Annotated in this window: 18 protein-coding genes; 5 read left to right on the plus strand and 13 right to left on the minus strand. The window is 69.9% G+C overall.

Going from position 1 to position 20235, the window contains the following annotated elements; translation table 11 throughout:
• Positions 1-94 precede the first annotated feature (94 nt).
• The 3 genes from galK to galT are packed head-to-tail and all read right to left on the minus strand — an operon-like array spanning position 95 to position 3317.
• Positions 95-1267, minus strand: a complete 1173-nt coding sequence (galK, locus tag ACFV9M_RS23435) for a galactokinase (protein WP_385067561.1) — start codon at positions 1265-1267, stop codon at positions 95-97.
• Positions 1267-2235 carry a UDP-glucose 4-epimerase GalE gene (galE, locus tag ACFV9M_RS23440; RefSeq protein WP_385067563.1) on the minus strand — a complete coding sequence of 323 codons (969 nt, stop codon included), beginning with the start codon at positions 2233-2235 and terminating at the stop codon, positions 1267-1269. Before galE ends, galK begins: the two co-directional genes overlap by 1 nt.
• Positions 2232-3317 carry a galactose-1-phosphate uridylyltransferase gene (gene galT / locus ACFV9M_RS23445; protein WP_385067566.1) on the minus strand — a complete coding sequence of 362 codons (1086 nt, stop codon included), beginning with the start codon at positions 3315-3317 and terminating at the stop codon, positions 2232-2234. Before galT ends, galE begins: the two co-directional genes overlap by 4 nt.
• A 133-nt stretch (positions 3318-3450) precedes the next feature.
• On the opposite strand from galT, the gene ACFV9M_RS23450 reads away from it, so the two are divergent.
• Complete coding sequence (locus ACFV9M_RS23450) at positions 3451-5130, plus strand: sodium:solute symporter family protein (protein WP_385067569.1); 1680 nt, start codon at positions 3451-3453, stop codon at positions 5128-5130.
• Positions 5131-5166: 36 nt separating this feature from the next.
• On the plus strand, positions 5167-5553 hold the full coding sequence (locus ACFV9M_RS23455; protein WP_385067572.1) for a hypothetical protein: 387 nt from the start codon (positions 5167-5169) through the stop codon (positions 5551-5553).
• Between the two features lie 251 nt (positions 5554-5804).
• On the opposite strand, the gene ACFV9M_RS23460 is transcribed toward ACFV9M_RS23455, so the two are convergent.
• The gene (locus ACFV9M_RS23460; protein ID WP_385067574.1) at positions 5805-6170 is read right to left on the minus strand and encodes a hypothetical protein; all 366 of its coding nucleotides are present in this window, start codon (positions 6168-6170) and stop codon (positions 5805-5807) included.
• A gap of 392 nt (positions 6171-6562) precedes the next feature.
• A complete protein-coding gene (locus ACFV9M_RS23465) occupies positions 6563-7003 on the minus strand; it encodes an ATP-binding protein (RefSeq protein ID WP_385067577.1) in 441 nt (146 codons plus the stop codon).
• A gap of 221 nt (positions 7004-7224) precedes the next feature.
• Here ACFV9M_RS23465 and ACFV9M_RS23470 point away from each other — a divergent pair, with 221 nt between their 5' ends.
• The 3 genes from ACFV9M_RS23470 (at position 7225) to ACFV9M_RS23480 (ending at position 8572) form a co-directional block, all read left to right on the plus strand.
• Complete coding sequence (locus ACFV9M_RS23470; RefSeq protein WP_385067580.1) at positions 7225-8076, plus strand: helix-turn-helix domain-containing protein; 852 nt, start codon at positions 7225-7227, stop codon at positions 8074-8076.
• 9 nt (positions 8077-8085) lie between these two features.
• Positions 8086-8295, plus strand: coding sequence for a DUF397 domain-containing protein (locus ACFV9M_RS23475; protein WP_385067582.1), 210 nt, complete (start codon positions 8086-8088; stop codon positions 8293-8295).
• A 67-nt stretch (positions 8296-8362) separates the two neighbouring features.
• A complete protein-coding gene (locus ACFV9M_RS23480) occupies positions 8363-8572 on the plus strand; it encodes a DUF397 domain-containing protein (protein WP_385067585.1) in 210 nt (69 codons plus the stop codon).
• Positions 8573-8718: 146 nt separating this feature from the next.
• Here ACFV9M_RS23480 and ACFV9M_RS23485 read toward each other — a convergent pair whose 3' ends face one another.
• The 8 genes from ACFV9M_RS23485 to ACFV9M_RS23520 all read right to left on the minus strand — a co-directional run bounded on the left by ACFV9M_RS23485 (position 8719) and on the right by ACFV9M_RS23520 (position 20169).
• Entirely contained in the window at positions 8719-9441 is a 723-nt protein-coding gene (locus tag ACFV9M_RS23485) for a hypothetical protein (RefSeq protein WP_385067588.1), read from the minus strand.
• A gap of 718 nt (positions 9442-10159) precedes the next feature.
• On the minus strand, positions 10160-10906 hold the full coding sequence (locus ACFV9M_RS23490; RefSeq protein ID WP_385067591.1) for a class I SAM-dependent methyltransferase: 747 nt from the start codon (positions 10904-10906) through the stop codon (positions 10160-10162).
• Positions 10903-12273, minus strand: a complete 1371-nt coding sequence (locus ACFV9M_RS23495) for an asparagine synthase-related protein (RefSeq protein ID WP_385102515.1) — start codon at positions 12271-12273, stop codon at positions 10903-10905. The genes ACFV9M_RS23490 and ACFV9M_RS23495 overlap by 4 nt, the downstream gene beginning before the upstream one ends.
• Positions 12213-12764: a hypothetical protein gene (locus tag ACFV9M_RS23500; RefSeq protein WP_385102518.1), complete on the minus strand. Its 552-nt coding sequence runs from the start codon at positions 12762-12764 to the stop codon at positions 12213-12215. Before ACFV9M_RS23500 ends, ACFV9M_RS23495 begins: the two co-directional genes overlap by 61 nt.
• 64 nt (positions 12765-12828) lie before the next feature.
• Entirely contained in the window at positions 12829-13536 is a 708-nt protein-coding gene (locus tag ACFV9M_RS23505; protein ID WP_385067595.1) for a LuxR C-terminal-related transcriptional regulator, read from the minus strand.
• Between the two features lie 293 nt (positions 13537-13829).
• Positions 13830-15980, minus strand: coding sequence for a PQQ-binding-like beta-propeller repeat protein (locus ACFV9M_RS23510; protein ID WP_385067597.1), 2151 nt, complete (start codon positions 15978-15980; stop codon positions 13830-13832).
• Positions 15981-16125: 145 nt separating this feature from the next.
• On the minus strand, positions 16126-17967 hold the full coding sequence (locus ACFV9M_RS23515) for a PQQ-binding-like beta-propeller repeat protein (RefSeq protein ID WP_385067600.1): 1842 nt from the start codon (positions 17965-17967) through the stop codon (positions 16126-16128).
• 390 nt (positions 17968-18357) lie between these two features.
• Positions 18358-20169, minus strand: a complete 1812-nt coding sequence (locus ACFV9M_RS23520; RefSeq protein WP_385067602.1) for an ABC-F family ATP-binding cassette domain-containing protein — start codon at positions 20167-20169, stop codon at positions 18358-18360.
• Positions 20170-20235: the final 66 nt, after the last annotated feature.

Below are 20235 nucleotides of genomic sequence, written 5' to 3' on the forward strand. Positions count from 1 at the left end.
CACGCGTCGTTCGCGTACGGGGCCGGTGCGAGCCGTTGCCGGCGAGGGGGGCGTCGTCAGCTCGGGCGCCGCCCGTTGCCGGCGAGGGGCGTCGTCAGCTCAGGCGCCGTGCCCCCGCCGAAGGGACCGCCTCGAAGACGCGCGGGGCCGTGTGGCCGGCCGCCGCGAAGGCCTCCTGGACGGCCTTGGTGAGCGTGTCGACGTCGCTGGCCTCGGCGAGGACGACGGCCGAGCCGCCGAAGCCGCCGCCGGTCATGCGGGCGCCGAGGGCGCCGGTGGCGAGGGCGGTGTCGACGACGAGGTCGAGTTCGGGGCAGGAGATGCGGAAGTCGTCGCGGAGGGAGGCGTGGCCCTCGGTGAGGACCGGGCCGATCGCGCGGGGGTCTCCCGACTCCAGGAGGGAGACGACCCGCTCGACGCGCTCGTCCTCCGTCACCACGTGGCGGACCAGGCGGCGGACCTCCTCCTCGTCCCCGAGGCGGGCCAGGGCCTCCTCCAGGCCGTCGTAGGGGATGTCCCGGAGGGCGTCGACGCCGAGGAGCGCGGCGCCCTTCTCGCAGCCGGCCCGGCGCTTGCCGTACTCGCCGTCGCTGTGCGCGTGCTTGACCCGGGTGTCGACGACGAGCAGCCGCAGCCCCAGGGCGGCCAGGTCGAGGGGGATCTGCTTCTGGGAGAGGTCGCGGGTGTCGAGGAACAGGGCGTGGCCGGCCTCGCAGCAGGCGGACGCGGTCTGGTCCATGATCCCGGTGGGGGCGCCGACGTAGACGTTCTCGGCGCGCTGGCACAGGCGGGCGAGCTGCCAGCGCGGGAGGCCGAGGTCGTACAGGTCGTTGAGGGCCAGGGCGACGACGACCTCCAGGGCCGCCGACGAGGACAGGCCCGCGCCGGAGGGGACCGTCGAGGCGAGGTGGATGTCGGCGCCGGTGACGGGGTGGCCCGCCTCGCGCAGGGCCCAGACCACGCCGGCCGGGTACGCCGTCCAGTTCCGGTCGGACTCCGGGGTGAGGTCGTCGAGCACCAGCTCGACGACGCCGCCGTCGACGTCCGCCGAGTGCAGGCGCAGCCGGCCGTCGTCGCGGCGGGAGACCGCGGCGACCGCGGTGTGCGGCAGCGCGAAGGGCATCACGAAGCCGTCGTTGTAGTCGGTGTGCTCACCGATGAGGTTGACGCGGCCGGGCGCCGACCAGACACCCTCGGGCTCGGTCCCGTACAGCGCGGCGAAGCCGTCCCGCACGTCCCGCACGTCCTGCGTCTGCTGTGCCCCCACTACTGCTCCCTTGCGGTCTTCTGCGTGAACTCCCACGCGTCGGCGACGATACCCGCGAGGTCCGCGCGGGACGGGTTCCAGCCGAGGCGCTCGCGGGCGGTGGCCGCCGAGGCGACCAGGACCGCCGGGTCGCCGCCGCGGCGCGGGGCCACGACCTCGGGGATCGGGTGTCCGGTGACCGTGCGGACGGTCTCGATGACCTCGCGGACGGAGAAGCCGTTGCCGTTGCCGAGGTTGCAGATGAGGTGCTCGCCGGGGGTGGCCGCGTCGACGGCGAGCAGGTGGGCCTCGGCGAGGTCGGCGACGTGGATGTAGTCGCGGATGCAGGTGCCGTCGGGGGTCGGGTAGTCGTCGCCGAAGACGGAGATGGCCTCGCGGCGGCCCTGCGCGACCTGGAGGACCAGGGGGATGAGGTGCGACTCGGGGTCGTGGCGCTCGCCGTACGCGCCGTAGGCGCCGGCCACGTTGAAGTAGCGCAGGGAGACGGCGCCGAGCCCGTGGGCCGTCGCCTCGCCGGTGATCATGTGGTCGACGGCGAGCTTGGAGGCCCCGTAGGGGGAGGTCGGCGCGGTGGGGTCGGTCTCGGTGATCGGGGTGCTGACGGGCTCGCCGTAGGTGGCGGCCGTCGACGAGAACACCAGCTTGCGCACGCCCGCCTCGCGCATGGCGCCGAGGAGGGCCATGGTGCCGCCGACGTTGTTGTCCCAGTACTTCTCCGGCTTCACGACCGACTCGCCGACCTGCGAGAACGCGGCGAAGTGGAGGACGGCGTCGAAGGAGGGGTCGAGCCACTTGGCGGCGTCGCGGATGTCGCCCTCGACGAAGGCGGCGCCGGCCGGGACGCCCGCGCGGAAGCCGGTGGACAGGTTGTCGAGGACGACGACCTCGTGCCCCGCCTCCAGCAGGTGCTGGGCGACCACGCTGCCGACGTACCCCGCGCCGCCCGTGACCAAGTACTTGCCGCTCATGAACTCGCTACCTCTCGCAGTCGCTCGGCCGCGCGCTCCGGCGGCACGTCGTTGATGAACACGTTCATGCCGGATTCGGAACCCGCGAGGAACTTCAGCTTGCCGGAGGTGCGGCGGATGGTGAAAAGCTCGAGGTGCAGCGCGAAGTCGTCGCGGTTGACGCCGTCGAACTCCTCCAGCTGGCCGAACGGCGCCTGGTGCCAGGCGGCGATGTACGGCGTCGGAGGCTCCCCTTCACCTTCTTTCCCTCCACCCCTCCCATCGAAGATCCGGTCGAAGCGCTTCAAGAGTTCCAGGTAGACCTTGGGGAACTCTGTGCGCGCCGCCTCGTCGAGGCCGAGCAGGTCGGGGACGCGGCGCTTGGGGTAGAGGTGCACCTCGTACGGCCAGTGCGCCGCGTAGGGCACGAAGGCCACCCAGTGTTCACCCTCCAGGACGACCCGCTCGTCGGCGAGCTCCCGCTCCAGGACGGCGTCGAAGAGGTTCTCCCCGCCGGTGGCGTCCTTGTGGGCGGCCACCTGGCGCAGCATCAGGGCGGTGCGGGGCGTGGTGAAGGGGTAGGCGTAGATCTGCCCGTGAGGATGACCGAGCGTGACGCCGATCTCGGCGCCGCGGTTCTCGAAGCAGAAGACCTGTTCCACGGAGGCCAGATGCGACAGCTCGGACGTGCGGTCCGTCCACGCCTCGAGCACCAGCCGCGCCTGCTCCTCGGTGAGGTCGGCGAAGGAGGCGTTGTGGTCGGAGGTGAAGCAGACGACCTCGCAGCGCCCGGAGTCGCCGGCCAGGGAGGGGAAGCGGTTCTCGAAGACGACGACATCGTACGTCGAGTCCGGGATCTCGCTGAGCCGCTCGCCCTGGGAGGGGCACAGGGGGCACTCGTCGGCCGGCGGGTGGTAGGTGCGCCCCTGCCGGTGCGAGGCGATCGCGACCGAGTCGCCGAGGATCGGGTCCCGGCGTACCTCCGAAGTGGTGACCGTGCGCTCCAGCGGGCGGCGGTCCACCGCGTCGCGCACCGAGTCGTCCCGCAGGTCGTAGTAGATGAGCTCACGACCGTCGGCCAAGCGGGTCGAGGTCTTCTTCACCGCGACTCTCCATCCCTGCCGCAAGCAGCAGAACCAAGCAAAGCATCAAACAGAACCAAACACATAGAACCACAAACCCCCACGCGAGTCACCACCGGAACCCAACAGAGACCCCAAGCGAAGTGAGCAGCGCATGCGAACCCCCACGTACCTCGCGGCTGAGCTACGGCTTCCGACCAACTGGCTCGACTACACGATCCTCGGTATCTACTTCGTGGTCGTCCTGGGCATCGGTTTCGCCGCCCGCCGCTCGGTGAAGACGACCCTCGACTTCTTCCTCTCCGGCCGCTCCCTGCCCGCGTGGATCACGGGCCTCGCCTTCGTCTCGGCGAACCTGGCGGCGACGGAGATCCTCGGCATGGCGGCGAACAGCGCGCAGTACGGCGCGTACACGGTCCACTGGTACTGGATCGGCGCCATCCCGGCCATGGTCTTCCTTGGCCTGGTGATGATGCCGTTCTACTACGGCTCGAAGGTCCGTTCGGTCCCCGAGTTCCTGCTGCTGCGCTTCGACCGGGGAGCGCACCTGCTGAGTTCGCTTCTGTTCGCCTTCGCCGCGATCCTGATCTCGGGCGTGAACCTGTACGCGCTCGCGATCGTCGTGGAGGCGCTGCTGGGCTGGCCGCAGTGGGTGGCGATCGTGGTCGCGGGCTTCTTCGTCCTGGCGTACATCACGCTGGGCGGCCTGTCCTCGGCGATCTACAACGAGGTGCTCCAGTTCTTCGTGATCCTGGCGGCCCTGATCCCGCTGTCGGTGCTGGGCCTGAGGAAGGTGGGCGGCTGGGACGGCCTGTCGGACTCGCTGACGAAGGTCCACGGCGACAACTTCGTCAGCGCCTGGGGCGGCACCGGCATCGGCAGTGACAACCCGCTGGGCGCGAACTGGCTGACGATCGTGCTGGGCCTCGGTTTCGTGCTGTCGTTCGGCTACTGGACGACGAACTTCGCCGAGGTGCAGCGCGCGCTGTCCGCCCGCAACCTGTCGGCGGCCCAGCGCACCCCGCTGATCGCCGCGTTCCCGAAGATCTTCATCGTCTTCCTGGTGATGATCCCGGGCCTGGTGGCGGCGGTCCTGGTCCCGGCGATCGGCACGGCCGACTCGGACCTCCAGTACAACGACGCGATCCCGTACCTGATGGAGCAGCTGCTGCCGAACGGCGTGCTCGGCATCGCCGTGACGGGCCTGCTGGCGGCGTTCATGGCGGGCATGGCGGCGAACGTGTCGTCCTTCAACACCGTCTTCACCTCCGACATCTGGGCGAAGTACGTGGTGATCGGCCGGGAGGACGGCTACTACGTCCGCTTCGGCCGGCTGATCACGGCGATCGGCGTGGTGGCGTCGATCGGCACGGCGTTCCTGGCGTCGTCGTTCTCGAACATCATGAGCTACCTCCAGACGCTGTTCTCCTTCTTCAACGTGCCGATGTTCGTCGTCTTCATCGTCGGCATGTTCTGGAAGCGGGCGTCGAAGAAGTCCGGCTTCTGGGGGCTGCTGGCGGGCACCACGGCCGCGATGGTCAACTACTTCATCTTCTACAAGCAGGGCATCATCGGCATCCCCACCGACCAGGGCGCCAACTTCGTCTCGGCGATCGCCGGCTTCGCGGCGGGCGCGGTGGTCATGTTCGCGGTCTCCCTCTTCACCGCGCCCAAGTCAGCGGAGGAACTCCAGGGCCTGGTATACGGCACCGTCTCCCCCGGCCTGGCCGAGCCGGCGGCGGCGGGCGACGACGCCTGGTACCGCAGGCCCGCCCTGCTGGGCTGGGGCGCGATCGTCCTGGCCGCCGTCTGCTACATCCCGTTCTCGTTCTGAGCCTGCCGACGCCGATCGCGGGAGAATGGAAGGACCATGTCTGAGCACTTCGAACCCGACGAGCGCGCGGCGGCGGCCGAGCGGCTGCGGCACGCGGACTACTCCGATGCGGACGTCCAGCGCGAGGTCATCGAGCTGGAGGAGAAGTCCGCGACCGCGGCCCGCATCTTCGACCTGCGCCGCATCATCGGCGGCCTGTTCGTCGTCTACGGCGTCATCATCACGATCGTGGGCCTCACGGACGGCGACGCGGCGATCGCCAAGGCCCAGGGCATCAACATCAACCTGTGGACGGGCCTGAGCATGCTGCTGCTGGGGATCTTCTTCCTGGCGTGGCTGAAGCTGCGGCCGGCGGCCCATCCGACGCCGCCGTTGCCGCCGGAGGCGGTGTCGCCGGAGAGTGAGCCGCCGCGGGGCGAGTAGAGCGGTGAATGGGCTGGAGGGCGTACGGGGTCGGATCCGCCGGGTGCGGCGGGTCCGACCCCGTACGACTGCCCGTCCCGTACGACCGTCCCGCCCGTACGACCGTCCCGCCCGCACGACTGCCGCTCCCGTACCGCTGCCCCGTCCGTCCGTGCCCCGTCCGTCCGTGCCCGTCGGTCGTGAAGGGCCGCAACGGGGGACAGCCCCGGGATCCGTGGTTTCGGATCCCGGGGCTGCCTGGGTCTCAGTGCTTAGAGCAGGTCCAGCAGGCTGTCGCCGCCGTTGGCGTTCAGGTTGCCGCTGGTGGAGTTGTCACCGATGCTGCAGGACTGCTGAAGGGTGGGCTTCTCCGAGCTGAAGCCGAGGATGTTGACGTTCACGTTGTTCAGCGCGTTCACGAGGCCACTCGAGCTGGAGTCGCTGTTGACCTCGGCGTAGTTGACGCACTGCTTGGTGGCGCCGTCCGACTTCGTGTCCTTCGTGTCCTTCGTGTCCGAGCGGTAGCCGCTGTCCGTCGTGGAGCGGTGACCGTCGGCGGCGGAGGCGACTCCCGCTCCGACCATGGTGAGGCTGCCGATCATGGCGGCCACGAGAGCAGCCTTGCCAATCTTGCGCATTGCATGCCTTTCTTGCCTGAGTGATCCGTTCCGTTATGTAACGAAACGTTACGAACGTGCACGCTATGTTACGCTTGCACCTTTTGCACCTCACCACGCCGTCCGATCTTCGGCAACCACTGACACGCCGCCCGGGCGGCGCCGGGAGCGGCGCGATCAGGTGAAGCCGACGGGTCTCGGCGGACTCCCTCGGGGCCGCCCCGAGAAGCCCGCGCGAGGCTCTCACCTGCGGTGACGCGGGAGGAGGGCACGACCGCGAGGGCTGCCCACGACTGCTGCGAAGCCGCGGAACGGCGCGGTCGCACCCGCGTCACCGACACTGCGGATGGCCGACAGCCGTAAGGGGAGGCGATGTCGGGGCCGGAGCCGCCCACCGAGGCGCCGGCGCGCAGCTATGCCACCGCCAGGTCGCCCCAGACATATTTGCCGCGCTGCCTGAGGCGGGACAGCGGCTGCCAGCCCCACACGTCGGCGCAGGCCCGGACCAGAGCGAGGCCCCCGCCGTCCTCGGCGTCGCCGGTGAGGTCGTCGAGCCTGGCGGGTGGGTCCGGGGGTTCGGGGTCGGCGTCCCAGGCCCCGACGCGCAGGACGCCGTCGGCGTAGCTCACCCGGAGGGCGGCGGGGCCGCTGGTGTGCTGGACGGCGTTGGCGAGCAGTTCGGACGCGATCAGCTCGGCGGTGTCGGTGAGATGGGCGAGGCCGTGCAGGGTGAGGATCAGGCGCAGGGTGCGGCGGGAGAGGGGGACGGCTCTGGGGTCGTTGGGGATGTAGAGGGAGTACGCCCAGGGGTCGGGGGCGGGGGCGGTGGTGGTGCCGGTGGCGGTTTCGGGCATGCGTCAGCTCCGTTCGTGAGGGGGTGAGGGGGTGAGGGAGCGACCGAGGGCACGGTGGCATTGCCGCAGCCGTCATGGCGGGACGGAGCGGTGCGCTTCCGCAGAGTGATGCTTGCGTCACCGACGGTATTTCCTAATCTTAGGAAGATGCAAGCTGTTGCCCTATCCTGACCCTCGAACGAGCGATGCCCGCAGGGCAGTTGATACGGAGGGAGTGCCGGTTGCCGCCGAAGAGGCATCTCACCGCCCGTAGGGTGCGACTGGGCGCCGAGCTGCGCAAACTTCGCGAGGCGACGGGCATGAGGGCCCGGGAAGCTGCGGCGCTACTCGGCGCCGACGGAGTCCAGATGAGCCAGATCGAGTCCGGCGTCGCGGGCGTGAGCGCGGAACGCGTACGCCGCCTGGCGGCCCATTACGCCTGTACGGACGCGGCGTTGATCGAGGCGTTGGTGACGATGGCGACCGACCGGACGCGAGGTTGGTGGGAGGAATACCGAAGCGTCCTGCCGCCGGTGAACCTGGACTTGGCCGAGACAGAGCACCATGCGACGTTCCTCCGCGAGGTCGTCATCACGTACGTCCCCGGGCTCCTTCAGACCCCGGAGTACGCACGGGCCGTCTTCGGATACATGCGCCCGGAGCTGTCCGAGAGCGAGTTGACGCCCCGAGTGGAGCACCGCATGAGACGACGAGGCGTCATCGAGGGCGAGGACCCCACCCGGTACGACGCGATCGTCCACGAGTTCGCCCTGCGCATCCGCGTCGCCGACCGCCAGGTCTCTCGTGCTCAACTCCTGCGCATTCTGGAGCAGACCGAGCAAGGGCACGTCACAGTGCGCGTCATCCCCGTCGACCAGAACGGCTTCGGCGGCGCCGGCGCCTCGATGATGTACATGGGCGGTGCGGTACCCCAACTGGACACCGGGCTCCGGGAAGGCGCGACCGGCACGGCGTTCATCGACGCGGCGTCTCACCTGGAAGCACTTCGAACGCTCTTCCGTAAGGTGGAGAAGGCGACGCTGGACCCTACCGCGTCCCGGGACTTCATCCACCGCTTGTCGAAGGAACTGTGAGGCGTCCCCATGATTGAGGCCTTGGCCTGGCAGAAGTCGACGTTTTCCGGCGGCGCCGAAGGCAACGCCTGCGTCGAACTCGCCGCCTCCCCCGACGTGATCCACCTCCGCGAGGGCGACACTCCCACCACGCACCTCACCACCACCCCCGCTGCCCTCGCCCATCTCCTGGACGGCATACGCACGGACAGCACCCGTCGCCCAGTGCAAGCGGGCTGATTCAGCTGCCGTAAGACGACCCGTCGATGCCCTGCCCCCGTTCGGCGAAGGAGCTGTGAGGCAGCCCATGAACCGCACCCTGCGCTGGCAGAAGTCGACGTTCTCCGACGGCGGCGAGGGGGACACCTGCGTCGAACTGGCCGCCTCCCCCGAAGCGATCCACCTCCGCGAAAGCGACACCCCCACCACGCACCTCACCACCACCCCCACCGCCTTGGCCCACCTCCTGAACGGCATACGCACGGCCGGCACCTGTCACCCAGCCCAGGCGGGCTGATTCAGCTTCCACAGGACGACGCGCGTGTCGTGCCAAGTCCTTCACCGTTGCTCTCACCACGGACCCAGGGGACGCACTCGGGCCTGTCCCCCGTGCCCGTTCGGCAGAACTTCGTGGGCTGAGCCGGCCGAGTCCGGGCACGCCCACTAAAACGGCGGCTCGTCAACTGATCCCCGTTTGTCGTGCGAATTGTGATCCTTCCCGCGCCCGTCGGACGGGAGTGGATCGGTAGGGGGTTCCATCAACATGCGCCCTTGCTCCCAAGACGCCAACGCCTCGGAGGCCAAACTTCTATGCCGTTCGCTGGAGCTTTGCGCTAGAACGTTCTCCAGCAAAGGAGTCAACCTCCTGCGGTGCATCGCCAATGCCGGGGACTCTAGAAATCGAACGGCCGCGACAAGAGCCGCCTCAACCACTCTCGGATCAGAGTCATCAAAGTAGGAGGCGACGCCCGGAAAAGCTTCCGGGTAAATACTCCTGATGTTCAGGAAATCGGGAAATGGCTCGGTCGGCGAATATTCCCCCCACTCTCGAATGCGCTGCTCCTGTTCAATGCTGACATCGAAGGCCACGTCGGCCAGCCATGAAAGGAGCTTGCCTCGGAGTGGGAATTCTTCCCCATCCCATGAAGGAGTGAGTGCGGCTCGACTTTCGCGGTCGCCCAAAAGTGCGGCGACATACCTGAAAGCCGGCGCGGTCGCAGAGTAGACGACTCCGTCGTTGAGGAGAGCGTCATACAGGTGGTTGAGTGAACTCGTCACTTTGGAGAAGTCACCCGACGCCAAGTCGCGCAGCTTGGTCGGAGTAACCGGGAAGGCCGACCCGTCGGCATTCTCGAGCTCAGCCCAGTCGGTGAGATCGATGATCACGCATGGATTCAACTTATCGCCGTTCATGTCTACAAGGCCAGCATAGTGGCCTGCAGGAAAGCAGCCAAGGCGCGGCAACTGGGCCGCGCCTTGGCGAATGCATCAGAAGGGTACCTCACTGAAAACTTGCCCGCGCTGAGATCGAACCGCTAGCGATGAGCTCCCCGGCAACATTCCTGCCACGTTTGGCGCGCAGAAACCGCATGGCCCGCCAGGCTTTGAAACCATCAGTCGACCAGTCAAACCCCCGGATCCCGACTGTTTGGCCAGAATCCTCATGATAATGGCCGCCTGAACCTCGACATGCGAGCCAAAGAACTTACCGCCGCCGGGGCTCGCCGCAGCAGGAATCTCGCCCATGTTGGCTCTGATCAACGGATGGAGCCGATCGGAAGCCAGGTCAAACTCTCCGTGCCCCTGAACCCAGAGGTACCCGCCGGTAGCAACGTCCGGCCTGCTGGAATATGCAGCATTCTCCGATGCTCTGGCATGCGCCCGTTCATCCGCAGTGGAGCAGTTGTGAACGAGTGCTGAGGTCCCGCCTGCGACCACATAGTACGTGTGCTACGCGGCACTGCCCTACCTGCTTCTTCGCAGGTCAGCACGTGATTTGCGTTCCGCTGGTGTCCGTCGTTGTGCGGGGGAATCCGTGGGTGTTGCCGTCACTACTGCCGTCAGGAGCGGGCGGCTGGCACTGGTGCCATTTCTCGCCCGCCGGTCACCGCGGAGTTTGTCGGGCCACCGTGTACGCGGTGGGGCCGGTAAGCCCTGTCCCTGTGCCGTCGAGCATGTCCAAGACCTCGAAGCCGGCACCCTCCGCGTAGCGTTCCAGCTCACGGGGGAACAGGACGCGCCTGCGGATCTCGTCTCGCGCCTCGTCGCCCGCGGGGAGCGCCCAGTGCCGATGAATGGTGTTGATCTGGGTCCGCAGGTCCCACGTGTGGCGGATGGTGACGGTGGCGGGGCCTCTCGGGGTGTCCACCGTGGCAGTGGTCGGCTCGGTCCGGGTGATCGGGGCGACGGGGGAACACAGCACGAGCAGCGCTCCTGGCTGGGCATGTGCCGCGAAGGTGGCGAACACCTGGCTGATCGCCTCGTTGTCGTGCACGTAGGCGAGGCTGTTGCCCATACAGGTCACCACGTCCATGCGCTTGCCGAGTCGCACGGTGCGCATGTCGCCGGTGCGGATGTCCAGCCCGGGCCGGGCCTGGTGGGCGTAGTCGACCAGGCCGGGCTGGAGGTCCACGCCGATGCACTCGAAGCGCTTGGCCAGGATCTCCAGGTCCCGGCCGGTACCGCATCCGAAGTCGACCAGGGTCCGGGCGTCCGGCCTGTGCAACTCGATCAGGGTCTGGCACATCTCGGCGCTCGCGCTGTCGGACTGGACCACGTCGTAAAGTGCCGGATCGCGGTACAGGAGGTTGGTGGCTTCCACTTGCTCGGCTTCCGTGTCGGGGCTGGTCACATGAGGCTTCGCAGCCCGACCTCCAGGGCGAGCACATCGCACAGCAGATCGGGGACGACCGGCGCGGAGTCGGCGTTCCTCCCCGCCTTGGCGAGAGCCTTGCCGTCAACGTAGCCGAGGTCCACCAGGATGGACTCCTTCAGCATGTCGTCCAAGACCGGCAAGCCGTAGGAACGCAAACCCTTCTCCAGGACGGCCAGGAAGTTCTCCGGTTCGGCCGGCGCGGCCACCCACTCGGGCAGCCCGGCCCGCCGGATCCGCTCGCGGAACAACGCCTTGCCTCGCTTGTGCTCGTGCGGTAGCTGCTCCATGAACCGCACGATCCGCGGGTGCGCGAGCGGACTCACCGGCCAGATTCCGGCCCGGAGGAAGCCGGGGTTGTGCATCCCGAACGCCATCAGGGTCGGGACGGGCAGCACCGGAATGGGGGCCAGGTGCTCGTTGACTTCGGCGAGCGCTCGGATTGCTTTGTCGCCGAGCCACAGCACGGGTTCCGGCGTCGGCAGTTCGGCCCGTGTCCTGGAGTGGTGGGCGTTGATCTCGTCCCCGCCGCTGCCCGTGAACATGACCTCGCACCGCCGGGCGGCTGCCTGCTCGCGCACGACATTGAACGCCTCCTGGTAGAAGGCTCCCGCCGGATCGTGCGGCCTGCGCAGAGCGCGCACGCCGCCGGGGCAGAAGGGTGGGTGCTGCATGGCGGGGGTGGCCGTGTCTCGGAAGCCGCAGTGCTCCACAAGGGCCCGGCGCCGCTCGCCCTGTTGCCTGCCGGTGCTTCCTCCCACCAGCAGGCCGAAGCTGTGCACCTCGGGGAAGCGGGCTGCTTTCACGGCCAGGGCGACGTTCCCGGAGTCCGCTCCGCCGGACAGCTCAACGCCCACGCATCCGGTTGCCGTCGGCGCCTGGCGGATTACGTCGGTCAGCAACTCGTCCAGAGCCATGAGTGGATCAACGCCGGGCCGCAGCGTACGTGGCTCAAGTACGTGTTCGCTGGGTTCGGGGTAGTGGATGCTGAGTCCCGAAGGGGTGAACGTGGCCGCTGCCCGTTCGGTGAGGCGGTAGACGCCTTCGAAGAGCGTCTCGGACGTGTAGCGGTGCTGCCTCGTCAGCGTGCGGGCGACAACGCGCGGCACCAGGCGCTCGGCCTGCATATACGGTCGCAGTAGTGTCAGGTCCCAAGAGGCGTGCAGCTCGCCGGCCTTCTCTGTCAGATAGAGCGGGGCTGTGCCGAAGACCCCCGCCGCCAGGCGGGCTTGTCCGGGCTCCATGGTGAGTGCGACGAAGTCGACCTCGTCCCGCTTGCACTCCTTCACACGGACCCGTACGTGCGGCGTCTGGTCGTCGTTGACCTCCATGACCAGAGTGGACACGTTCGCGGGCTCGATCCAGCTCTCGCCGTTGATCCAACGACAGCCCTGTGATCTCCACTTGGGCAGAAAGGCAGCCACGACGGCGGGTGCGCCGAGAGATCACCCGCCACGTGTGCTTCCAGCAACCCCGCACCGGCCCCAACCACGCCTCTTCCTTCACGGACCGTGACCCATCGCTGGTCCAGCTCCGCTTCTCGTTCCAACAGCTCGTCATCGCTGAGGTCGGCGAACTCGGTAGCGGCTGCGCGGGCCTCTCGGTCGATCTCCTCCCTCAGCAGGTAGTTCGTGATCGGCCCGTGGTACTTGCCCGGCTCCGGCTCTTGGCGCACGAAGACGCCGCGTCCCTTGACCGCGTACACCAGTCCTGCCTGCTTGAGTCTGCGGTAGGCGTTCTGGGCGGTGGAGTTGGCGACTTGGAACCGCTGGATCAGCTCCGCCAGTTCCTGGGCGACGACGAAGCTGACGTTCGGGTGACGGTGGCGGCGGTCCACCGGGGGCTCGCTCGCCTCCGGTGGGCCGCCGCCCCGTGACAGGGGACGGCGCGGGGCCGGAGTCCTACGACTGCGGCCCCGCGGCCGTGTTGCGGGGGCCGTGCGGGAGCGGGCCCGCGCGGTCCAGCAGGCCCGTGCGGGCCGCCAGTGCCGCCGCCTCCAGTCTCGACCCGACGCCCAGCTTCATCAGGACGCGCTGGACGTGGGTGCGGGCGGTGGAGGGGGCGATGCCCATGCCGGCCGCGATCAGCCGGGTGTCCTCGCCGTCGGCGACGCGGACGAGAACCTCCACCTCCCGCGGGGTGAGCATCTGGAGCAGGCGCTGGCCCTCGTCGTCGGGCTGGGCGGCCGGGTTCAGCAGTTCGCCGAAGGCGCCCTGGAGGAGTTGGGGGGCGACGGCCGCCTCACCCGCCCGCGCCTTCATGATGGCCCGCTCCACGCCCTCGATGCGCTCGTCGTGCCGGACGTATCCCGAGGCGCCGGCCGCGAAGGCCGCCGCGATGCCGCGCGGGCTGGGGACCGGGCCCAGGACCAGGACGGCGACCTGGGGCCGGTCCCGCTTGATCCGGACGACCGGGTCGAAGATCCCCGGCTCGGCCGGGGCCGCCGTCCCGAGCAGGCACACCTCCGGTGCACGGGCGATCACCAGGTCCGCCGCGCCCGCGGCGGGCGCGGCGGCGGCGAGCACCCGGTGCCCGCGCAGTTTCAGCGCCGAGGCGAGCGCCTCGGCGAGCAGTCGGTGGTCGTCGACCACCATGAGTCGCACTCCCATCGAGCAACCCCCCAGTCCCCCCTCGGATGCCCACACGGACAGTCAGGCACGGCCGGTCACGAGCACGCGCGCGCTGCGGCACACGCGCGGACAGACAAAAGGTGCCCCCCGGCACCTCGTCCTTCATGCCCCCGGAAGCTACACGCTTGTTCGACGTTGCGCTCCCCCTACCGGCGAGAAGTGCCCCGGATCGCCGAACTTCATCTCATTCGAGGGTGTTGAGCGGTACGTGCACGGCCCCGTCCCTGAGCAGGGACGGGGCCGTGGGCGGTGCCGGTGCGATGATCAGCCGATCAGCCGTCGGTGCCGTACGCCAGCGCCAGGTACTCCTCATCGCCGGAGGAGGAGTCGTCCGCGTACACGTTGGACATGTACAGGCGCCCCTGGGAGTAGATGAACTCGGTGTACTCGGGCAGCATGCCGGCCTCGGCGTCCCGCTCGGCCTCCGTCGACGGGTTCTGCATCAGCTTCGTCTGCTTGAACGATCCGCCGTCGATGCTGATGACCTGCCCGCCCTCGTCGTACGGCTGCCGCTTGTACGCGATGAGGTCGGTGCCGTCCATGCGGAGCGGGAACAGCTCGTAGTCGTCGCCGGCGTCGGCGCGCTGGCCGGTCTGCTTGCCGGTGGTCAGGTCGAAGGCGACGATCTCGTTGGTCTGGCTGTAGTCGCCGGAGCCGTCGTGCTCCTCGGTCGGCAGGTAGAGCCGGTTGGTGCCGACCGCGATGCCCGTGCAGTGCTCGATCCTGGTGATGCCGTCGCAGCGGGCGGCGAACTGGTCGCCGGGGGCGGAGATGCGGGTGATCAGCTTGCCGGTCTTGTTGTCGACGGAGAAGAAGTCCGAGATGCCGCTGCCGTCCTGGGCGCTTTTGCCGACGTCGGCGGCGATGACCAGCGGGTCGGTGGAGACGACGCTCGCGTACTCGATGCCGGTCGACATCTCGTACTCGGAGAGCACCTTCCCCGAGGCCGGGTCGATGGTCTGGATGTGCAGCGTCCGCGCGTCGTAGTCACCGCACTTGCGGACCGCGACCAGCTTGGGGCCACCGCCGTAGCCGGCGTCGTAGCAGGTGTCGGCGGACTTGGGAGCCCACAGGGCCTTGCCGGTGTCGATGTCGAAGGCGGCGCCGCCCTCGGTCGCGCCGAGCGCCACCGTGTGCGCGCTGACCGTGACGTTGTCGAAGGTGACCGGGTAGTCGCCGGACGAGACCGTCTTCGTCCACAGCTGCTTGCCCGCGGCGAGGTCGATCGCCGCGACCTGCGTGCAGCCGGCCGAGGAGTCCTCGGCGGGCATCTTCGGCTGGAAGACGACCGCCGTCTTGTCGTCCTCGGTGGCGTACTTGCTGGCCTCGCACACCGGGCCGGGCAGCTTGATCGTCCACAGCTCGGTGCCCTTGTCCGGGTCGTAGCCGACGATCTCGGCGACGCCCGACTTCACGTACGCCTTGTCGGTCAGCCAGGACCCGGTCACGACGACGCTGTCGTCCTCGGCGACAGTGGGCGACGGGATCTTGAAGAGGAGCTGGGAGTCGGGGTCGGCGGGCGCCTTCTCCGTGGCGCCCTCGGACGTGCCACCCTCGGACGTGCCGCCGGTGCCGCCCTTGTCGTCGCCGCCGGTCGTGCCGCCGGAGCTCGCGGTGTCGTCCTTGGTGCCGCTGTCGCCCGAGTTCGCGTACCAGACGCCGCCGCCGATGATCAGCGCGATCGCGACGACCGCGGCGACGATGATGGCCAGTTGGGCGTTGACCTTGCGGCCGCCGCCCGCCTGCGGGTGCATCGGCATCGTGGGCGGCTGGCCGGCGTAACCGCCCGGGTAGCCCGGCTGGCCCGGCTGGCCCGGCTGCGGGTAGCCCGCCTGGGGGTGCAGGGGCACGGTGGGCTGACCGGGGTAGCCGTAGCCGGGCTGCCCGCCGTACGGGGCTTGCTGGGGGTGGGCGGGCTGCTGGCCGTACGCCGCCTGCTGGCCGTACGGGTTCGGCGGGCCCTGCGGAGCCGGCTGGCCCGGATAGCCGTAGCCCGGGCCGGTGGGGGGCTGGGGCGGCTGGACGGGCGGGGCCGCCTGGGGGTAGCCGTAGCCGGGGCCCGTCGGGGGCTGGGGCGGTCCCGCGGGCGGGGCCGCCTGCGGATAGCCGTAGCCCGGGCCCGTCGGCGGCTGGGGCGGGGTCGGGGGCGGGGCCGCCTGCGGGGGCTGACCCGGCTGTGCGGGCTGGGAGGCCAGGTGGGCCTGGTGGGGCATCGGGCCGCCCGGCGCCTTGTCGAGCTGCGGGCCCTCGGGCGGGGCCGGGGGCGTCGACGGCGGGGTCTGCGGTGCGCCGAAACCGGGGGGCGGGGCGTCCTGCGGACCCGCCGACGGCTGCTGCGGGGACTGCTGCGGCTGCTGCGGGGGCCGGTCCTGGGGTGTGCCCTGCGGGGGCTGGTTCGGCGGCGGGGGCGGCGGCTGGGTCATGGTGTGGGTACCTCGGGAGAACGCTCGGGACGACGGGGTGCGGGGTGCGGGGTGCGGGGCGCAGGGCGCGGGGCGCGGGGCACCGGGCCCGCAACGGCGGCCGACGGGTCGACGGGGAAAAGAGGGGTGGGACGGGGAGTCAGCCTTACTTGCCGTAGGCGAGCATCAGCTTCTCCTTCGAGTCGTCACTGCCCGTCAGCCGGGTGGTGGAGAGGTAGAACCGCCCGTCGACCCAGGCGACGTCCCGCTGGGAGAAGCCGTCCTCGATGTCGATCGTGCTCTCGGGCATCTGCATCAGCGTCGTCGGCGTGTGCGCGGAGCCGGTCGTCGGGATCGACACGACCCGCCCGGCCGCGTCGTACGACGGCTGGACGTAGGCGACGAGGTTGCCGCCGTCGATCCGCACCGGCAGCATCGCCTCCTCCAGCGGGGATTTCACCCGCCACTTCTCCTTGCCGGTGGCGAGGTCGATGGCGACGATCTCGTTGGCGCCGGTGGTCGCGTCCGTGGGCAGGTACAGGGTGTTCGCGTCGGCCGCCGTGCCCGCGCAGCCGGTCAGGTTGCGCTGGAGGACGGACCAGCCGCAGTCCGGCTGGAAGTCCTCGTCGAACGTGACCTGCGACCGGAACGTGCCGTCCGCCTTGAGCGCCGCGATGTTCCAGGCGTTCTCGTCCGAGTTGGTGCTGTAGACGACCAGCGGGTCGACGGAGTACGTCCGCTCGACCCTCCAGCCCTTGTCGAAGGCCTGGGTCCACTTGACCTTGCCGGTCGCCGGGTCCAGCTCCTGCACCTCGTCGTGCTCGTTGGTGCCGGACGCGTCGCAGGACGCCACCGAGATCAGCTTGGCGCCGCCCGCGAAGGCGGTGGGGAAGCAGGCGTCGCCGTACTTCTTCTTCTCCCACGTCGGCTTCCCGGTGCGCACGTCGTACGCCTGGCCGGACTGGGAGCGGCCCACCATCAGGGTGTTGCCCGTGAGCGACAGTTCGATGGTGAGGGCGCTGTCGAACAGGTCGCCGTCCTCGACGACGGCCGTCCAGCCCTTGGCACCGGTGGCGAGGTCGATCTGCTGGAGCTGGTTGCACTTGGCGCGGTCGCTGGTGCCGCTCATGTACGCCACGACGACCTTGTCGTCGGCCGTCTTCTGCGGGGTGACCGCGCAGATCTGCTGGGGCAGCGTGACGGTGTCCCAGGTGGGCCTGCCGTCACCGACGTTGTAGGCGACGACCTCGTTGTAGGCGGCCTTGACCGCCGTCTTGGAGGTGATCCACATGCCCGGGGCGTCGGCACCGTCGGAGGGCGCGTCGGGCGCCTCCTTGTACCAGAGCACCTCGGCCTCTCCGGCCTTGCGGTCGGCGTTGAAGTCCTGTGTGTCCTCGCCGCCGTCGCCGCTGCCGTCACCGGGGTTGACGGGGCTGCCGCTCGCCGTGGCCTTGCCGTCGTCGCTCTGCTGGGCGACCGGCTTCTTGTCCTCGTCGTCGCCGCCGCTCGTGACCGCGAACACCGTCCCGCCGATCACCAGCAGCGCCGCGACCGCCGCGCCGACGACCAGGGCGGGCCTGCCCTTGAAGGGGCCGCGCGGGCCGGACGGCGGCGTGCCGGGGCCGGGGGCGCCGGGGAACTGGGCCCCGGGCGGGGGCGGGTAGCCGTAACCGGGCTGCTGTCCGTAGGGCGCGGTGGGCTGTCCGTACGGGCCCGGCTGCACGGGCTGTCCATACGGGCCGGGCTGCGACGGCTGTCCGTACGGCCCGGACTGCGACGGCTGTCCGTACGGGCCGGGCTGCGACGGCTGTCCGTACGGGCCGGGCTGCGACGGCTGTCCGTACGGGCCCGGTGCGGGCGCGGGCGCGGCCGGGGCGCCGTAGGGGCCGGGCTGCGGATAGCCGTACCCCGGCTGCGGGCCCTGCGGTGACTGCGGCGGCTGGGGCGGCGGTTGCTGCGGTGCTCCGAAACCGCCCGGCTGCGGCGGCTGGTCGGGCGGCTGAGTCATCAGCGTGTTCCCCCTCGTTCACTGATTTTTAGCCACGCCCTGAGGTTCGTGTCGGACCCAGAGTCGTTCTCAAGAAGTTCTCAGACGGCTCTTTCTATCACCCGGTACCGACAGCGCAGGGGCCCGTATCGGCGCCTGTTCCCAAGGGCGCACCGGCCCGTGATGGCGTTGTTATGCGCCTTCACGCCCCCTTCACGCGGCGCACGCGCTGCCCTCGCGCGCGGGGTGGGGGAACGGACGAGGGCGCACGAGGGAGGCGATCACGCCGTGGGCAGGGGCGCGCGGGGGAACGGCTCACGCCGGGGGTGAAGGCGCGCGGGTGAGCGATTCGCGCGCCAGGGGGGCGGGTTGAGGTGCGGGCGGCGCCACAGGTGCGGCCGCCCGTGCCCGTTACGCGTCCTCGGCCAGCTCCAGCCAGCGCAGCTCCAGTTCCTCGCGTTCGCCCGCCAGTTCCCTCAGCTGGGTGTCGAGTTCGGCGACCTTCGCGAAGTCGGTGGCGTTGTCGGCGATCTGGGAGTGGAGCCTGGTCTCCTTCTCGGAGATCTTGTCCAACTGCCGCTCGATCTTCTGGAGTTCCTTCTTGGCGGCGCGCTGGTCGGCGGCGCTCTTCTCGGGGGCGGTCTTCTGGGCGGCGGCCGGGGCGGGGGCCGCGGCGGCGGCCGCCTCCTCCATGCGGTGGCGCCGCTCCAGGTACTCGTCGATGCCGCGCGGCAGCATCCGCAGGGTGGCGTCGCCGAGGAGGGCGAAGACGCGGTCCGTCGTGCGCTCGACGAAGAACCGGTCGTGGGAGATGACGATCATCGAGCCGGGCCAGCCGTCGAGGACGTCCTCGAGCTGGGTGAGGGTCTCGATGTCGAGGTCGTTGGTGGGCTCGTCGAGGAAGAGGACGTTGGGCTCGTCCATCAGCAGGCGCAGGAGCTGGAGACGGCGGCGCTCACCGCCGGACAGGTCGCCGACCGGCGTCCACTGCTTCTCCTTGCCGAAGCCGAACGTCTCGCACAGCTGACCGGCGGTCATCTCGCGCCCCTTGCCGAGGTCGACGCGCTCCCGGACCCGCTGGACGGCCTCCAGGACCCGCCAGGTCGGGTCGAGTTCGGCGACCTCCTGGGAGAGGTAGGCGAGTTTGACGGTCCGGCCGACTGCGATCCGCCCGCCGGCCGGCTGGGCCTCGCCCCCGGTCCGGGCCGCTTCGGCCATCGCCCGCAGCAGCGAGGTCTTCCCGGCGCCGTTGACGCCGACGAGGCCGATGCGGTCGCCGGGGCCGAGCTGCCAGGTGACGTGCTTGAGCAGCACCTTGGGCCCCGCCTGGACGGTGACGTCCTCCAGGTCGAAGACGGTCCTGCCGAGCCGGGAGGACGCGAACTTCATCAGCTCGCTGCTGTCCCGGGGCGGCGGCACGTCCGCGATCAGCTCGTTGGCGGCCTCGACGCGGAAGCGGGGCTTGGAGGTGCGGGCGGGGGCGCCGCGGCGCAGCCAGGCGAGCTCCTTGCGGACGAGGTTCTGCCGCTTGGTCTCCTCCGTCGCCGCGATCCGTTCGCGCTCCGCGCGGGCGAAGACGTAGTCGGAGTAGCCGCCCTCGTACTCGTGGACGACGCCGCGCTGGACGTCCCACATGCGGGTGCAGACCTGGTCGAGGAACCAGCGGTCGTGCGTGACGCAGACGAGCGCGGACCGGCGCTCGCGCAGGTGCTGCGCGAGCCAGGCGATGCCCTCGACGTCGAGGTGGTTGGTGGGCTCGTCGAGGACGATCAGGTCCTGTTCCTCGATGAGCAGCTTGGCGAGCGCGATACGGCGGCGCTCACCGCCGGAGAGGGGGCCGATGACGGTGTCGAGGCCCTGCGGGAAGCCGGGCAGGTCCAGGCCGCCGAAGAGGCCGGTGAGAACGTCCCTGATCTTGGCGTTGCCGGCCCACTCGTGGTCGGCGAGGTCCCGGATGACCTCGTGCCGGACGGTGGCCGTCGGGTCGAGGGAGTCGTGCTGGGTCAGCACCCCGAGCCGCAGGCCCCCGGAGTGGGTGACGCGCCCGGTGTCGGCCCCCTCCAGCTTGGCGAGCATCCGGATCAGGGTGGTCTTGCCGTCACCGTTGCGGCCCACCACGCCGATGCGGTCCCCTTCCGAGACGCCGAGGGAGACGCCGTCGAGCAGGGCACGGGTGCCGTACACCTTGCTCACGTTCTCGACATTGACCAGATTGACGGCCATTTCTCTCCTGCCCGGGGGGATCGTCAGCCTCCCAGCGTAATGCGCGCCGGTCGATGGCCCGACCTC

It is taken from the genome of Streptomyces sp. NPDC059895 (assembly GCF_042731035.1).
Classification (GTDB): domain Bacteria; phylum Actinomycetota; class Actinomycetes; order Streptomycetales; family Streptomycetaceae; genus Streptomyces.

Bases quoted from the DNA above. Each gene is read 5' to 3' on its own strand.
- galE (WP_385067563.1), bottom strand. From the start codon at position 2,235: ATGAGCGGCAAGTACTTGGTCACGGGCGGCGCGGGGTACGTCGGCAGC.
- ACFV9M_RS23450 (WP_385067569.1), top strand. From the start codon at position 3,451: ATGCGAACCCCCACGTACCTCGCGGCTGAGCTACGGCTTCCGACCAAC.
- ACFV9M_RS23455 (WP_385067572.1), top strand. From the start codon at position 5,167: ATGTCTGAGCACTTCGAACCCGACGAGCGCGCGGCGGCGGCCGAGCGG.
- ACFV9M_RS23460 (WP_385067574.1), bottom strand. From the start codon at position 6,170: ATGCGCAAGATTGGCAAGGCTGCTCTCGTGGCCGCCATGATCGGCAGC.
- ACFV9M_RS23465 (WP_385067577.1), bottom strand. From the start codon at position 7,003: ATGCCCGAAACCGCCACCGGCACCACCACCGCCCCCGCCCCCGACCCC.
- ACFV9M_RS23475 (WP_385067582.1), top strand. From the start codon at position 8,086: ATGATTGAGGCCTTGGCCTGGCAGAAGTCGACGTTTTCCGGCGGCGCC.
- ACFV9M_RS23480 (WP_385067585.1), top strand. From the start codon at position 8,363: ATGAACCGCACCCTGCGCTGGCAGAAGTCGACGTTCTCCGACGGCGGC.
- ACFV9M_RS23505 (WP_385067595.1), bottom strand. From the start codon at position 13,536: ATGGGAGTGCGACTCATGGTGGTCGACGACCACCGACTGCTCGCCGAG.
- ACFV9M_RS23510 (WP_385067597.1), bottom strand. From the start codon at position 15,980: ATGACCCAGCCGCCGCCCCCGCCGCCGAACCAGCCCCCGCAGGGCACA.
- ACFV9M_RS23515 (WP_385067600.1), bottom strand. From the start codon at position 17,967: ATGACTCAGCCGCCCGACCAGCCGCCGCAGCCGGGCGGTTTCGGAGCA.
- ACFV9M_RS23520 (WP_385067602.1), bottom strand. From the start codon at position 20,169: ATGGCCGTCAATCTGGTCAATGTCGAGAACGTGAGCAAGGTGTACGGC.